Genomic DNA, 14211 nt, shown 5'->3' on the forward strand with positions numbered 1-14211 from the left:
ATGATCAATGAACACTTGCCTGCCCTTCAGGTCGTCGTTCCGCTACTCGCTGCGCCAATTTGTTTTCTTATACCGAATAAACGATTATCGTGGTTATTTGCGACGCTCGTTAGTTGGTTAAGTTTTGCCATGGCTATTCTATTAGTCATCGCAGTCAACGACGGAACCATCCTTCACTACGAATTTGGTGGCTGGGCGCCACCTTGGGGAATCGAATATAAAGTCGATATTTTCAATAGCTATGTGTTACTCATTGTAACGGCTATTGGTGCCGCGGTTTTTCCGTACAGCTGGAAAAGTATTCAGAAAGAAATACCTGAGACGCACCATCGGATTTACTTTACCGCAATGCTGTTATGTCTCGCAGGACTATTAGGCATGACCATAACCGGTGATGCCTTTAACCTGTTTGTACTGTTAGAGATTTCATCACTGTCCAGTTACACCTTGATCAGTCTGGGACGTGATCGTCGCGCACTTACGGCATCGTTCCAATACCTAATCATGGGAACAATTGGTGCCACCTTCATTTTGATCGGTGTAGGTTTATTGTATGCCTTAACCGGCACTTTGAATATGGCAGATCTGGCATCGCGAATTCCTGCATTAGAAGGCTCTCGTACTTTGGAAGCGGCATTTGCTTTCCTGATACTCGGCTTTGGTTTAAAGCTCGCCATGTTCCCTCTGCATTTGTGGCTGCCTAATGCTTACTCTTATGCGCCGTCATCTGTGTCTGCATTTATCGGTGCAACAGCAACTAAGGTTGCCATTTATGCCTTGCTGCGTTTCTTGTACACCGTATTTGGTTCCAGTTTTAGTTTCGATTATATGCAGGTTCACTGGTTATTAATGCCTTTGGCAATTGCCTCATTCATGTTTGCGTCGATAGTCGCCATTTTTCAGGATGGTATCAAACGTCTGCTGGCTTACTCATCAGTGGCACAGATCGGTTATATCTTATTAGGCATTTCTTTAGTAAATGTCACAGGTTTAACCGCGGCCTTGTTACACATGTTCAATCACGCCCTAATGAAAGGTGGATTGTTCCTGGCGCTGGGTGCGATCGCTTATCGAATAGGCAGTACCCGAGTACAGAGTATCGCTGGCATAGGCCAAGCAATGCCCTATACCATGGCCGCATTTGTTATCGGATCGTTAAGCCTGATTGGCGTACCGCTCACTGTTGGTTTTATCTCCAAGTGGTATTTGATACTCGCCACATTAGAAAAAGGTTACTGGCCACTCACTGTGCTGATTATTATTTCTTCCTTATTGGCAGTTGTATATACATGGCGCGTCATAGAAACGGCTTACTTTCAAGAAAGGCCTGCGGGAGCGCCTGCAGTTAAAGAAGCCCCTCTCAGTCTTTTAATTCCGACGTGGGTAGTTATTCTGGCAAACTTATATTTTGGTATTAATTCTTCATTAAGTACTGACCTTGCATCAGATGCCGCATTACTACTATTTGGAGGAAGTCTCTTATGATGGGATTGACACCAAATGACTTAATTGTACTTGCTTTATGCATTCCACTTTTTACGGCTGCGGGGATTTTTCTTGCAGACAAAAACCCGAATGTGCGTGAAGGAATCACACTGGTTGGTTCTGTATTACTATTCATTACGATAGTCGCTTTAACACCGCATATACTCGATGGCGAACGACCTGACTTAAAGTTGATCGAAATATTACCCGGTCTTGAAATCAGTTTTACGGTTGAACCACTCGGGATGATATTTGCACTGGTCGCAGCGACTCTTTGGCCGATTAATTCCTTATATTCAATTGGCTATATGCGTACCAATAATGAACGCAAACAAACGCGATTCTATATCTTTTTCGCCATAGCTTTATCATCAGTCATGGCAATCGCATTCGCGGGTAATTTGCTGACATTATTTATATTTTATGAAGTACTAACGCTTTCAACCTACCCGCTGGTAACCCATGCAGGAACGGAAAAAGCACGAAATGCTGGTCGCGTTTATCTGGGCATATTAATCAGTACATCGATAGGTCTATTACTCCCTGCTATTATCTGGGTATGGTATGCCGCTGGTACGACTGATTTTAAAGCGGGTGGAATTTTAACCGGTCAAATCAGTGGTCCTTTACTGACTCTACTTGCGGCATTGTTTATTTTTGGTATCGGTAAAGCCGCCGTCATGCCTACGCATCGCTGGTTACCTGCTGCCATGGTTGCACCGACGCCTGTCAGTGCCTTACTGCATGCTGTGGCGGTTGTGAAAGCCGGTGTATTTAGTGTCGTAAAAGTTGTGGCCTATATTTTCGGTTTAGACCTGCTAGCAACTGCACCAGGCATTGAATGGTTACTTTATATCGCCTGCTTCACCGTAGTCGCGGCATCAATCGTTGCTTTGCAACAAGACAACCTGAAAAAACGTCTCGCTTACTCAACGATTAGCCAATTATCCTATGTGGTGATGGGAGCAATGATACTTGCACCGCTTTCACTCATCGGTGCTGCGCTTCATATTGCTGTTCATGCCTTTGGAAAAATCACGCTGTTCTTTGCCGCTGGTTCTATCTATACCGCCAGCAAAAAAACAAATGTAAGTCAGCTAAACGGCATTGGTCGGAGAATGCCCTGGACTATGACAGCATTCAGCATCGGGGCTTTATCAATGATTGCATTGCCTCCTGCGGCAGGCTTCTTGTCTAAGTGGTATTTACTATTGGGCGCTAGTCAACAACAGCAGTACATTGCGATGGCTGTTATCGTCATGTCTACACTTTTGAATGCTGCCTATTTCGTTCCTGTCATATACGCAGCCTTCCTTAAAACCGAAGACCCTGTTCAAGAACGCGACCACAAAGAAGCACCGCTACCGATGGTAGTCGCATTAACAATGACTGCTGCAGCAACTCTATTATTATTCTTATTCCCTGGCCTTGCTTTAGAGCTTGCCAAAGCCGTTGGAGTACCTGTTTGATGAGTAAAAATACATCCCCAGAAAAACAAAAGCACTGGTTATATCGTGAAGAAAACCGTCGAACCCTATGGATTATTCAATTCGCTATTCTATTCATAGCGATTTTGCCTGAGTTCTTTATGCACCATCACGCCAGTTTTGAAGCACAAGGAATACATCTGGATGCCTCGCCTACTTTTTATGCATGGTATGGTTTTGCTACCTGTGCGGCAATGGTATTAGGGGCCAAGCTACTGGGTTACGTACTTAAACGTAAGGATGATTACTATGATGAGTAATGTGATGAATAACATGGTAAGTAGTTGCGATGAATAGTTTAGTCATACCACCTGGCCTGATACTGATTCTCGGTGGTTTATTACTGCCTTGGTTAGCCCCACGTTTGCGAAGTTTTGCAGCAATTGGCTTCCCATTACTTACGTTAATGATGGTCTGGCTGGTCACGCCTGAGCACAGCATGAAGCTGGCTTTTCTGGATTATGAATTAGATATACTTCACCTCACATCTGAAGGTCGTGTATTTGCCACCGTTTTCGCCATGATGGCTGGCATCGGTGCGCTTTATGCATTGAAACATGCTCGCATTTTGGAACTGAGCGCAGCCTTTGTGTATGCCGGTTCAGCGATTGGGGTAACCTTCTGTGGCGATTTAATCAGCTTTTTCGTGTTCTGGGAAATCATGGCAATAGGCTCAACCTTGGTCATTTGGGCGAACTGTCATCAAAATAAACGTGCCTATGGTGCGAGTATGCGTTACTTGCTGGTGCATTTGCTTGGCGGTGTGATTTTGATGATTGGGATCGCAGCCCATGTCGCAAATACTGGCAGTGTTGAATTTACCGCAATGAAGGCGGACAACTTCGCAACCATCATGATTATGATTGGCTTCCTCATCAATGCGGGCGCTCCACCGTTCTCGGCCTGGATTGCTGATGCCTATCCGGAAGCAAGTCCTAGCGGAACCGTTTTCCTTTCTGCATTTACCACTAAAACGGCTGTGTTTGCCTTATTAATGGGTTTTCCCGGCGAAAGCATACTTATCTATGTCGGCATGTACATGGTGTTCTACGGAATCATCTATGCATTGTTAGAAAATGATATGCGTCGTATTCTAGCCTACAGTATCGTCAATCAGGTTGGCTTCATGGTGGTCGCGATTGGCATAGGAAGCGAACTGGCTTTAAACGGAGCAACCGCACATGCCTTCGCACACATTATTTATAAAGGCTTATTGTTAATGTCGGCAGGCAGTGTGCTGCTCATGACGGGTAAACGCAAATGTACCGATCTTGGTGGTTTGTTCCAGTCCATGCCTGTCACCGCAATCAACGGAATTATAGGTGCACTAGCTATTTCTGCTGTCCCACTGACCTCAGGTTTTGTCACCAAATCTTTAGAAACCAGCGCTGCTGCAGAAGCCGGACTTCCCTGGGTATGGTTCATGTTAGTAGCAGCCTCTGCCGGAGTATTCCTGCATGCGGGCATTAAATTCCCCTGGTTTGTATTCTTCCAGAAAGATTCCGGATTACGACCACCCGATCCACCGTGGAATATGCGTTTAGCCATGTGGATTATGTCATTCCTGTGTATTTTGATTGGCATTGTACCGAGCATCATCTACGGCATTTTACCTTACACGTTGGATTACAAACCTTATACCGTGGACCATGTCGTAACACAGATGCAGTTATTGTTATTTGCTGGCTTTGCATTCTTCGCTTTATTGGCACTAATGAAACGAACCCTGACGATCAGTCTCGACCTTGACTGGTTCTACCGTAAACTCATGTTTGGTTTAATTATCTGGATCAAAGAGAACATCCCTCAGTTAATAGCGCCTGTAATTACTGGCTTCAAAAACTTTGGCCAACGAAAATTCGATCGCTTAGTCAGAGTGCATGGTCCTCAAGGTATATTAGCGCGTACCTGGCCAAGTGCCAGCATGGTCTTATGGGTTGCGGTATTACTCGCGGTGATGATGATTCTTCACTATATGAGACCAGACTAACTCTATACATAAAGTCACCCCCCTACTTTGGGGGACTTTTTTCATGCCTGTTAAAATAACAAATAACAATTGTGCTTGTTTGTTACCAGTGATGTTCGCTGCTAATGATGCTTGCTACCAAAACGGCTATTTGTCTTTTTGTTGATCCTTAATCAAGCTCCACGCTTTATGCGAATCAATCAAACCCAGCGCATCTTGCAATAAGGTTTTGCCTGGCTCCATATTAAACCATGTGGAAAGCCCCGATGGGTGTGGCAAAGGAATACAGTCTGCCTGCAATAAAGGCGTATCAATCACAAATTGCTGACCAACCACATCGCTGAGTTTTTTATGCGGCAAATATTGTGAGATAGCCAGTTTACCGATGGGAATAATCAGCTTGGGTTGTAAGATTTTATACTCTTCTTCTATCCAGCTTTTGCAGGTCGCAATCTCCTGTTTGTCTGGCACACGATCACCACTTCCTTTTGGATTCTTTCCGGGAAAACAACGACAGACTGCTGCCATATACACTTGCTGTCGAAATTCATCTTCCTCAACACCAATCGAAGCAAACCATTTAAACAGTGTTTTTCCTGCCGTCCAGCCAAACGGCTTACCGATTCTGCCTTCATGAATTCCCGGGGCCTGACCCACAGTCATAATAGAGGCATCCACTGTATTTCCGGTTATCACAGGTTGAATCATGTTTTCACAGCGCGAACAATTAGAAAGCTCTTGCTGGTGAATTTTAAGTTCTAATAGTTTATTGGGGATAGTTGTCACTGGATTGAATTTAACTTTAAAAAAAGCCTCTATAAGTGGGGGGGTGTATTTGTATTTATCAATAAAATGCGTTTAACTCAGACTCTATCAGGTAGAAACAATTAATCGATTTCGATAGACCCTTCATTATCAGTTAAGCAGAGTAAAAAACATCATGCTAAAACACTACAAAATTAGTTTCGCTTCATTACTTCTTCTATTAAATACCTTAGTATTTGCGCAACCTGATATTGATCTTATCGAATTGAAACATAAACCACCAGCACCAGAATTTGTGTTACCCGACATGCAAAATAAAGCGCATAGCCTTTCAGATTACATCGGCCAGCCTGTAATTGTGACTTTTTGGGCGACCTGGTGCCCACCCTGCATTAAAGAACTTCCTTCTTTTAATCGTGCCTCGGCCAAACTTAAAGATGAAAATATATCAATACTAGGTATTAATGTTGGTGAAGATAGGGATACGATTACTTCGTTTCAACTAGAACATGATGTCGACTTTACAATCTTACTGGATGAAGAAGCAGAAGAGTTAGAAAACTGGAATACCCGGGGTTTACCTACAACCTATATTGTTAACGCCGAAGGCAAAATTGTCTACAAAGCCACTGGCGAACGCGAATGGGATAACGATAGTATTATCAATAAGGTAAGAGCGTTAAAAAACAGTAACAAAAAGACAACATTAACAAAAAAATAGTCTTAAACTTCTATACAAAAACCTTATACCACGGCTCATTTCATAGCCATTCAAACAAAGTCACCCCCCTACTTTAAGGCAGTTTTTTAGTGCCTTTTTTAAGCCTTTCTGTGTTAAATATCGATAACAAAACACTTCATTATAAATATCCTAATAGTTAAAATTAAAATTAGTTTGTTGACAATTTCTGTCAAAACACTAAATTACAGGCACGAAAAACAATATATAGAGAAACATTGTTAACAATGCCAACGCAACCTATCGCAACATTATCTGAACGTCAGACACTTTCTGAGCAAGTCTATAACGATATCAAGGAAGCGATTATTGCGGGTGAACTGATTCAAGGTGCAAAGATCACCGAGGATGAGTTAGCTAAAAAATACGGTATTAGCCGTGGCCCACTTCGTGAAGCATTGCGTCGTCTAGAAAGCATTCGTCTGCTTATCAAAATTCCACATGCAGGTATGCGAGTCGTGACTCTGACACCTGAAATGATCGAAGAAATCTATATCGTACGTGAAGCGCTCGAAGGCATGTCGGCCAGACTTGCAGCGGAACGCATGACAGACGAAGAAATAGAGGATTTAAGAAATTTACTGGTACGTCACTCTAGCAATATTGATAAGTCAGATGGCAAGCAGTATTTCCAGCGCGAAGGTGATCTGGATTTTCATTTCCGAATTGCACAAGCCAGTAATAACCAATGGTTGATGGATTTATTAAGTAGCGAACTTTACCAGCTATTAAGAATGTGTCGCCACCGTACCAGTCAGGCACCCGCAAGACCCACCAAAGCCCTGACAGAACATAAACAAATTGTCGAGGCGATTGCCTCCAGAGATGCCGAACTCGCAGAAATGCTGATGCGCCGTCATATCAGCGGCGCGTGGAAAACCGTAGAAATTTTATTAAAGGAAGAACTCTCCGAGGGAGCACTTCAAAACGATACCGTTACTAAGCAATAACATTTGGTAACAAAGAAAATCAGTAAACAAATTAAGGTCGATATCTACAGTAAATATCGATAAACAAATTAACAGAAAGGTAAATTATTATGAGTATGGGTAAAAAATTCCGTCAAGCTGTCGATGACAACAATCCACTTCAAGTCGTTGGTGCAGTTAATGCCTATATGGCGATAATGGCTGAAAAAGTTGGTCACAAAGCAATCTACTTATCTGGTGGCGGAGTAGCTGCATGTTCAATGGGTATTCCTGATCTTGGAATCACTACCATGAAAGACGTGCTTGAAGATACTTACCGTATTACTGATGCTTCTGAATTACCTTTATTGGTTGATATCGATACAGGCTGGGGTGGCGCTTTCAACATCGCACGTTGTGTTCGTGAATTTACCCGTGCTGGCGCTGGTGCTGTACACCTTGAAGACCAGGTAATGCAGAAGCGCTGTGGACATCGTCCTAACAAAGCCATCATCTCTCAAGGTGAAATGGTTGACCGTGTAAAGTCTGCGGTAGATGCTAAAACAGATTCTGACTTCGTTATCATGGCACGTACAGATGCATTAGCGGTTGAAGGCATGCAATCTGCAATTGATCGTGCAATCGCCTGTGTTGAAGCGGGTGCAGACATGATCTTCCCTGAAGCAATTAATACACTAGAACAATACGAAGAATTTGTAAAAGCGGTAGACGTACCCGTTCTAGCAAACATCACAGAATTTGGTGCGACCCCACTATTCACATCAGAAGAATTAGCCTCTGTTGGCGTTAAATTACAACTTTATCCTTTAAGTGCATTCCGCGCGATGAGTAAAGCAGCACTTAATGTTTACGAGCACATCAAAGAAGATGGTCATCAGAAAGATGTTATAGATTCAATGCAAACTCGCATGGAGCTCTACGATTTTCTTGGATACCACGAATACGAACAAAAACTCGATCAATTATTCGCAAGTGAGGAGAAGTAAGAATGAGCGAAACGAATACTGGCCAAGCAGCTAAAACCGGATTCAAACCTAAAAAATCAGTAGCGCTTTCGGGTACTGCTGCAGGGAACACAGCGGTATGTACCGTAGGTGTTACAGGTAATGATTTACACTACCGTGGATACGATATTCTTGAGTTCGCTGAACAAGCTGAATTTGAAGAAATTGCTCATTTGATTATACACGGCACTTTACCGACAGCATCTCAACTTAAGTCTTACAAAGCTAAGCTTAAAGGTATGCGTGGTTTACCGGCTGCAGTTAAAACGATTTTAGAAAATATCCCACCATCGGCACACCCAATGGATGTAATGCGTACTGCATGTTCTGCAATGGGAACCTGCATGACAGAGAAAGAGAGTCATCCAGAAGCTGAAACGCGTGAAGCCTTAGATCGTTTAATGGCGAGCTTTGGCTCGATGCTACTTTACTGGTATCACTACAGTCATAACGGCAAAAAGATCGATACTGAAACTGATGATGACTCAATCGGCGGGCACTTTTTACACATGCTTCATGGTGAAAAGCCACCTGAAGAATGGGTTAAGGCGATGCACATTTCGTTAACGCTCTATGCAGAACACGAATTCAATGCATCAACCTTCACTTCTCGTGTCATTGCAGGAACAGAGTCTGATGTACATTCATGTATTACCGGTGCAATCGGTGCATTACGTGGCCCTAAGCACGGTGGCGCTAACGAAGTAGCCTCTGATATTCAGAAGCGCTACAACAGTGCAGACGATGCTGAAGCTGATATTCGCGAACGCATGGCACGTAAAGAAATCATTATTGGTTTTGGACACCCTGTGTATACCGTTGCTGATCCACGTAATGAGGTTATCAAACGTGTTGCCAAACAACTGTCTGAATCAAACGGAAATTCTACGATGTTTGATGTTGCAGAACGCATTGAAACGGTTATGTGGGACGAAAAGAAAATGTTCCCGAATCTGGATTGGTTCTCGGCGGTTTCTTATGAGCAGATGGGTGTACCAACAGCGATGTTCACTCCTTTGTTTGTAATCGCTCGAACTACAGGCTGGGGCGCTCATATTATCGAACAACGCCAGGATGGAAAGATCATTCGTCCATCAGCTAACTATGTCGGACCAGAAAACATGCAGTTTGTACCATTATCTGATCGCGGCTAAACCAAGCATATCAAGTACATTATGTATAGATTGCTTGTTGCTTAGCTCAAGCAATCTAGTTGTAACACATAGAAAATTATCACGGGACATATTTAATGAACACAGAATACCGTAAACACCTTGAAGGCACAGACCTGGATTACTTTGATACGCGCGCAGCGGTTGAAGCAATAAAACCAGGATCATACGCAACACTTCCCTACACTTCTCGTGTATTGGCAGAGCAGTTAGTGCGTCGTTGTAATCCGGAAACACTCACAGACTCACTAAAACAACTTATCGAAAACAAACAAGATCTGGATTTCCCGTGGTATCCGGCACGTGTTGTATGTCACGATATTTTAGGTCAGACGGCGCTGGTTGACCTTGCAGGTTTGCGCGATGCAATTGCTGACCAAGGTGGCGACCCATCAAAGGTTAACCCTGTTGTTCCAACACAGCTAATCGTTGACCATTCACTAGCAGTAGAAGCGCCGGGTTTTGATCCTGAAGCATTCGAGAAAAATCGTGCGATTGAAGATCGCCGTAATAAGGACCGTTTTGATTTTATCGAATGGTGTAAAACCTCATTTCAAGATGTAGATGTAATACCTGCTGGTAACGGCATTATGCATCAGATCAATCTGGAGAAAATGTCTCCTGTGATTCAGGCTCGCGGTGGTATTGCATTCCCTGACACCTGTGTGGGTACAGATTCACATACACCACACGTTGATGCACTCGGTGTAATGGCAATCGGTGTAGGTGGTTTGGAAGCGGAGACAGTCATGTTAGGTCTTCCTTCAATGATGCGTCTTCCAAATATTGTTGGTGTAGAGCTAACCGGTAAACGTCAGGAAGGCATCACTGCTACTGACATAGTTCTAGCAATCACTGAATTCCTACGTAATGAGAAAGTAGTTTCATCTTATCTTGAGTTCTTCGGTGAAGGCACTAAGAGTTTGACCATTGGCGATCGTGCAACGATCTCAAATATGACACCTGAATACGGTGCATCAGCGGGCTTATTCTACATCGATGAGCAAACCATTGATTACTTGAAGCTAACAGGTCGTGAGCCTGAGCAAGTCGCATTAGTTGAACAATACGCAAAAGAAACAGGTCTTTGGGCTGATGATCTTAAAGACGTTAAATACGGACGTGTACTTACCTTTGATTTGTCGTCTGTAGAACGTAACTTGGCAGGACCATCAAACCCACATCGTCGTTTAGCCACTGCTGATCTTGCATCGAGCGGTATCGCTAAAGACATGGACAAAGTACTGGAAGAAGAAGCCGAAGGCAAAATGCCAGATGGTGCGGTAATCATTGCTGCAATCACTTCATGTACCAATACTTCTAACCCTCGTAATGTGGTTGCTGCTGGTTTGATTGCACGTAAAGCCAACGAGCTTGGATTAATTCGCAAGCCTTGGGTAAAAACCTCATTTGCACCGGGTTCTAAAGTTGCAGAACTGTATTTAAAAGAAGCTGGTCTATTAACAGAACTTGAAAAACTAGGTTTTGGTATTGTGGGATTTGCCTGTACTACCTGTAATGGTATGTCTGGTGCACTTGATCCAGTTATCCAGAAAGAAATTATTGATCGTGACCTATATGCCACTGCTGTTTTATCGGGCAATCGTAACTTCGATGGTCGTATTCATCCTTATGCAAAACAGGCATTCCTTGCGTCACCGCCATTAGTTGTGGCTTATGCAATTGCTGGCACCATCCGATTTGATATCGAAAAAGATGTATTAGGAAAAGACCAGGACGGTAACCCAATTACATTAAAAGATATCTGGCCTTCAGATGAAGAGATCGATGCGATTGTAGAATCCAGCGTAAAACCTGAAATGTTCCAGCAAATCTATAACCCGATGTTCAATTTAGGTGTGATCGAAGAGGCACAAAGCCCATTATATGACTGGGATGAAAAGAGCACCTACATCCGTCGCCCTCCTTATTGGGAAGGTGCATTAGCAGGCGAGCGTACGATGAAAGGTATGCGCCCTCTAGCGGTGCTTGGTGACAATATCACTACCGATCACTTATCACCGTCAAACGCGATTATGCTTGAAAGTGCTGCAGGTGCTTATCTGCACAAAATGGGATTACCTGAAGAAGACTTTAACTCTTACGCAACGCATCGTGGTGATCACTTAACCGCACAACGCGCGACCTTTGCGAATCCTAAGTTGTTGAATGAAATGTGTTTAGACGATAATGGTGAAATCAAACAAGGATCACTCGCACGTGTTGAGCCAGAAGGCGAAGAAATGCGTATGTGGGAAGCGATTGAAACCTATATGGATCGTGCACAACCATTAATCATTATAGCGGGTGCTGATTACGGTCAGGGCTCATCTCGTGACTGGGCAGCAAAAGGAGTTCGTCTTGCTGGTGTTGAAACAATTGTTGCAGAAGGATTCGAACGTATTCACCGTACCAATCTAGTTGGCATGGGTGTATTACCTCTTGAGTTTATCAATGGTGAAACCCGCAAAACTTACAATATCGATGGTACGGAAACGTTCGATGTAGAAGGTGAAATTGCACCTGGTTCTCAACTCACCGTAAAAATGACGCGAAAGAATGGCGAAGAAGTGAATATCCCAGTGAAATGTCGTCTTGATACTGCTGAAGAAGTACATGTCTATGAAGCAGGTGGTGTATTACAACGTTTTGCTCAAGATTTTCTTGAATCAACAGCGGCTTAAGGAGCAATAGAATGGCATTTGCACCACAGATAAAAATCCCCGCTACCTATATGCGCGGCGGTACCAGTAAAGGCACTTTCTTTAATCTGGAAGACCTTCCTGAAAAATGTAAGGTAGCTGGTAAAGCTCGCGATGCAATGCTGTTGCGCGTTATCGGCAGTCCAGATCCATACGGCAAACAAACCGATGGCATGGGTGGAGCAACCTCAAGTACCAGTAAAACGGTAATTCTGGCGAAAAGTACCAAAGCCGATCACGACGTGGATTATCTTTTCGGACAAGTTTCAATCGACAAACCATTTGTCGATTGGAGTGGTAACTGTGGAAACCTGACTGCTGCTGTTGGCTCTTTTGCCATCAGTAACGGCATGGTTGATGCTGATCGCATTCCTGAAAATGGTATAGCTACCGTAAGAGTTTGGCAGGCGAATATCGAAAAAACGATTATTGCACAAGTTCCTATCACTAACGGTGAAGTACAGGAAACCGGTGATTTTGAACTGGATGGGGTGACCTTTCCTGCCGCTGAAGTTCAAGTTGAATTCATGAACCCTGTCGATGCATCAGAAGCGATGTTCCCCACAGGTAATCTTGTGGATGATCTGGAAGTCCCGGGTATTGGAACATTCAAGGCAACCATGATCAATGCCGGTATTCCGACCATTTTCCTAAACGCTGAAGATATCAATTTCACTGGCGTGAGTTACAACGGCACTGAATTACAATCCGATATCAACAGTGACGAAAATGCACTGGCAATGTTCGAAACCATACGTGCTTACGGCGCGATCAAAATGGGTTTAATTGAATCCATTGAAGAAGCGGCTACGCGTCAACATACACCTAAAGTCGCTTTTGTGGGTAAACCACAAGGCTACACATCATCTAGCGGTAAAGAAATTAACGCTGATGATATTGACTTGAATGTACGCGCTTTATCGATGGGTTTATTGCATCATGCAATGATGGGTACAGCTGCTGTAGCCATCGGAACTGCTGCAACTATTCCAGGCACCTTGGTTAATTTAGCAGCTGGAGGCGGAGATCGCGATTCAGTCATTTTTGGGCATCCTTCAGGTACCTTGAAAGTAGGCGCAGAGGCAATCCAAGTTGATAACGAATGGACTGTAAATAAAGTAGTTATGAGCCGCAGTGCACGTGTCTTGATGGAAGGTACTGTAAGAATTCCTGGCGATGTTCTTGATAATATTCCAGCTGATGATATGGAGAATACTTAATGAATGTTAGTGACGCATTAAAACAGAGAAAATCTGTTCGTGCTTATATGGATAAGCCTGTCGAAGATGAGAAAATTCAAGCCGTTCTTGAAGCTGCAAGATATTCTCCATCAGGAACTAATACGCAACCATGGCAAGTCGCTGTAGTTACGGGCAATTCTAAATTATCACTTCAAGATAAAATCGAAACTGCTTTTAGAGGCGGAGATCGTGGCAAAGCTGATTACGATTATTACCCTACTGAATGGGTTTCACCTTTCAAAGACCGTCGTAAAGAATGTGGTCTTTTGATGTATTCAACATTAGGAATTACCCGCGAAGATACTGATCGTCAAATGGATCAATGGGCTGCCAATTACCGCTCTTTTGATGCACCAGTAATGCTGCTGTTCTTTATGGATAAGATAATGGAACGCGGTTCCTTTATGGATTATGGCATGTTCCTGCAATCCATCATGTTAGCTGCAGAAGAACAAGGTTTAGCCACTTGTCCTCAAGCCTCTCTGGCAGATTACCCACACATCATCAAACCAGAACTTGGTTACGATGATAACACTGTATTGCTTTGTGGCATTGCACTGGGTTACGAGGAAAAAGGCGCATTAGTAAATAGCTATCGTACATCACGATTAGAGGTAGAAGAATTTACACAATTTTTTAAATAACGTTTTTATACAAGTTTTTCAATAACACTTTCTACGATCAAATCCGCTAGATACAAATGATTGATCCAAAGTAA

General features: G+C 43.4%; 12 protein-coding genes. 11 read left to right on the plus strand and 1 reads right to left on the minus strand.

Annotated features, from left to right (window positions below):
- Genes OO007_RS18600 through OO007_RS18615 form a run of 4 tightly spaced genes read left to right on the plus strand, consistent with a single transcriptional unit; the run spans position 1 to position 4962 of the window.
- A complete protein-coding gene (locus tag OO007_RS18600) occupies positions 1–1485 on the plus strand; it encodes a monovalent cation/H+ antiporter subunit D family protein (RefSeq protein WP_325809933.1) in 1485 nt (494 codons plus the stop codon).
- Complete coding sequence (locus OO007_RS18605; protein ID WP_325809934.1) at positions 1482–2954, plus strand: monovalent cation/H+ antiporter subunit D family protein; 1473 nt, start codon at positions 1482–1484, stop codon at positions 2952–2954. The genes OO007_RS18600 and OO007_RS18605 overlap by 4 nt, the downstream gene beginning before the upstream one ends.
- A complete protein-coding gene (locus OO007_RS18610) occupies positions 2954–3232 on the plus strand; it encodes a hypothetical protein (protein WP_325809935.1) in 279 nt (92 codons plus the stop codon). The genes OO007_RS18605 and OO007_RS18610 overlap by 1 nt, the downstream gene beginning before the upstream one ends.
- 29 nt (positions 3233–3261) lie before the next feature.
- Positions 3262–4962 carry a Na(+)/H(+) antiporter subunit D gene (locus tag OO007_RS18615; protein ID WP_325809936.1) on the plus strand — a complete coding sequence of 567 codons (1701 nt, stop codon included), beginning with the start codon at positions 3262–3264 and terminating at the stop codon, positions 4960–4962.
- 126 nt (positions 4963–5088) lie between these two features.
- On the opposite strand, the gene OO007_RS18620 is transcribed toward OO007_RS18615, so the two are convergent.
- Positions 5089–5727 (minus strand): uracil-DNA glycosylase family protein, encoded by a 639-nt coding sequence (locus OO007_RS18620; protein ID WP_325809937.1) that lies wholly within the window; start codon positions 5725–5727, stop codon positions 5089–5091.
- 154 nt (positions 5728–5881) lie between these two features.
- On the opposite strand from OO007_RS18620, the gene OO007_RS18625 reads away from it, so the two are divergent.
- The 7 genes from OO007_RS18625 (at position 5882) to OO007_RS18655 (ending at position 14137) form a co-directional block, all read left to right on the plus strand.
- Entirely contained in the window at positions 5882–6427 is a 546-nt protein-coding gene (locus OO007_RS18625; RefSeq protein WP_325809938.1) for a TlpA family protein disulfide reductase, read from the plus strand.
- A 245-nt stretch (positions 6428–6672) separates the two neighbouring features.
- The gene (locus OO007_RS18630) at positions 6673–7395 is read left to right on the plus strand and encodes a GntR family transcriptional regulator (protein WP_131906262.1); all 723 of its coding nucleotides are present in this window, start codon (positions 6673–6675) and stop codon (positions 7393–7395) included.
- Positions 7396–7484: 89 nt separating this feature from the next.
- Positions 7485–8360 (plus strand): methylisocitrate lyase, encoded by an 876-nt coding sequence (gene prpB, locus OO007_RS18635; protein ID WP_325809939.1) that lies wholly within the window; start codon positions 7485–7487, stop codon positions 8358–8360.
- 2 nt (positions 8361–8362) lie between these two features.
- Positions 8363–9532, plus strand: coding sequence for a bifunctional 2-methylcitrate synthase/citrate synthase (prpC, locus tag OO007_RS18640; RefSeq protein WP_325809940.1), 1170 nt, complete (start codon positions 8363–8365; stop codon positions 9530–9532).
- 95 nt (positions 9533–9627) lie between these two features.
- Positions 9628–12234, plus strand: coding sequence for a Fe/S-dependent 2-methylisocitrate dehydratase AcnD (acnD, locus tag OO007_RS18645; RefSeq protein WP_325809941.1), 2607 nt, complete (start codon positions 9628–9630; stop codon positions 12232–12234).
- A gap of 11 nt (positions 12235–12245) precedes the next feature.
- On the plus strand, positions 12246–13472 hold the full coding sequence (gene prpF / locus OO007_RS18650; protein ID WP_325809942.1) for a 2-methylaconitate cis-trans isomerase PrpF: 1227 nt from the start codon (positions 12246–12248) through the stop codon (positions 13470–13472).
- A complete protein-coding gene (locus OO007_RS18655) occupies positions 13472–14137 on the plus strand; it encodes a nitroreductase (protein ID WP_325809943.1) in 666 nt (221 codons plus the stop codon). The genes prpF and OO007_RS18655 overlap by 1 nt, the downstream gene beginning before the upstream one ends.
- Positions 14138–14211 lie beyond the last annotated feature (74 nt).

Origin of the sequence: Cocleimonas sp. KMM 6892 (assembly GCF_035798195.1) — a bacterium.
In the GTDB taxonomy this organism is placed as follows: Bacteria; Pseudomonadota; Gammaproteobacteria; order Thiotrichales; family Thiotrichaceae; genus Cocleimonas; species Cocleimonas flava.

Excerpts from the sequence above, each read along its gene's own strand:
- OO007_RS18600 (WP_325809933.1), top strand. The coding sequence starts at position 1 with ATGATCAATGAACACTTGCCTGCCCTTCAGGTCGTCGTTCCGCTACTC.
- OO007_RS18605 (WP_325809934.1), top strand. The coding sequence starts at position 1,482 with ATGATGGGATTGACACCAAATGACTTAATTGTACTTGCTTTATGCATT.
- OO007_RS18610 (WP_325809935.1), top strand. The coding sequence starts at position 2,954 with ATGAGTAAAAATACATCCCCAGAAAAACAAAAGCACTGGTTATATCGT.
- OO007_RS18615 (WP_325809936.1), top strand. The coding sequence starts at position 3,262 with ATGAATAGTTTAGTCATACCACCTGGCCTGATACTGATTCTCGGTGGT.
- OO007_RS18625 (WP_325809938.1), top strand. The coding sequence starts at position 5,882 with ATGCTAAAACACTACAAAATTAGTTTCGCTTCATTACTTCTTCTATTA.
- OO007_RS18630 (WP_131906262.1), top strand. The coding sequence starts at position 6,673 with ATGCCAACGCAACCTATCGCAACATTATCTGAACGTCAGACACTTTCT.
- prpB (WP_325809939.1), top strand. The coding sequence starts at position 7,485 with ATGAGTATGGGTAAAAAATTCCGTCAAGCTGTCGATGACAACAATCCA.
- prpC (WP_325809940.1), top strand. The coding sequence starts at position 8,363 with ATGAGCGAAACGAATACTGGCCAAGCAGCTAAAACCGGATTCAAACCT.
- acnD (WP_325809941.1), top strand. The coding sequence starts at position 9,628 with ATGAACACAGAATACCGTAAACACCTTGAAGGCACAGACCTGGATTAC.
- prpF (WP_325809942.1), top strand. The coding sequence starts at position 12,246 with ATGGCATTTGCACCACAGATAAAAATCCCCGCTACCTATATGCGCGGC.
- OO007_RS18655 (WP_325809943.1), top strand. The coding sequence starts at position 13,472 with ATGAATGTTAGTGACGCATTAAAACAGAGAAAATCTGTTCGTGCTTAT.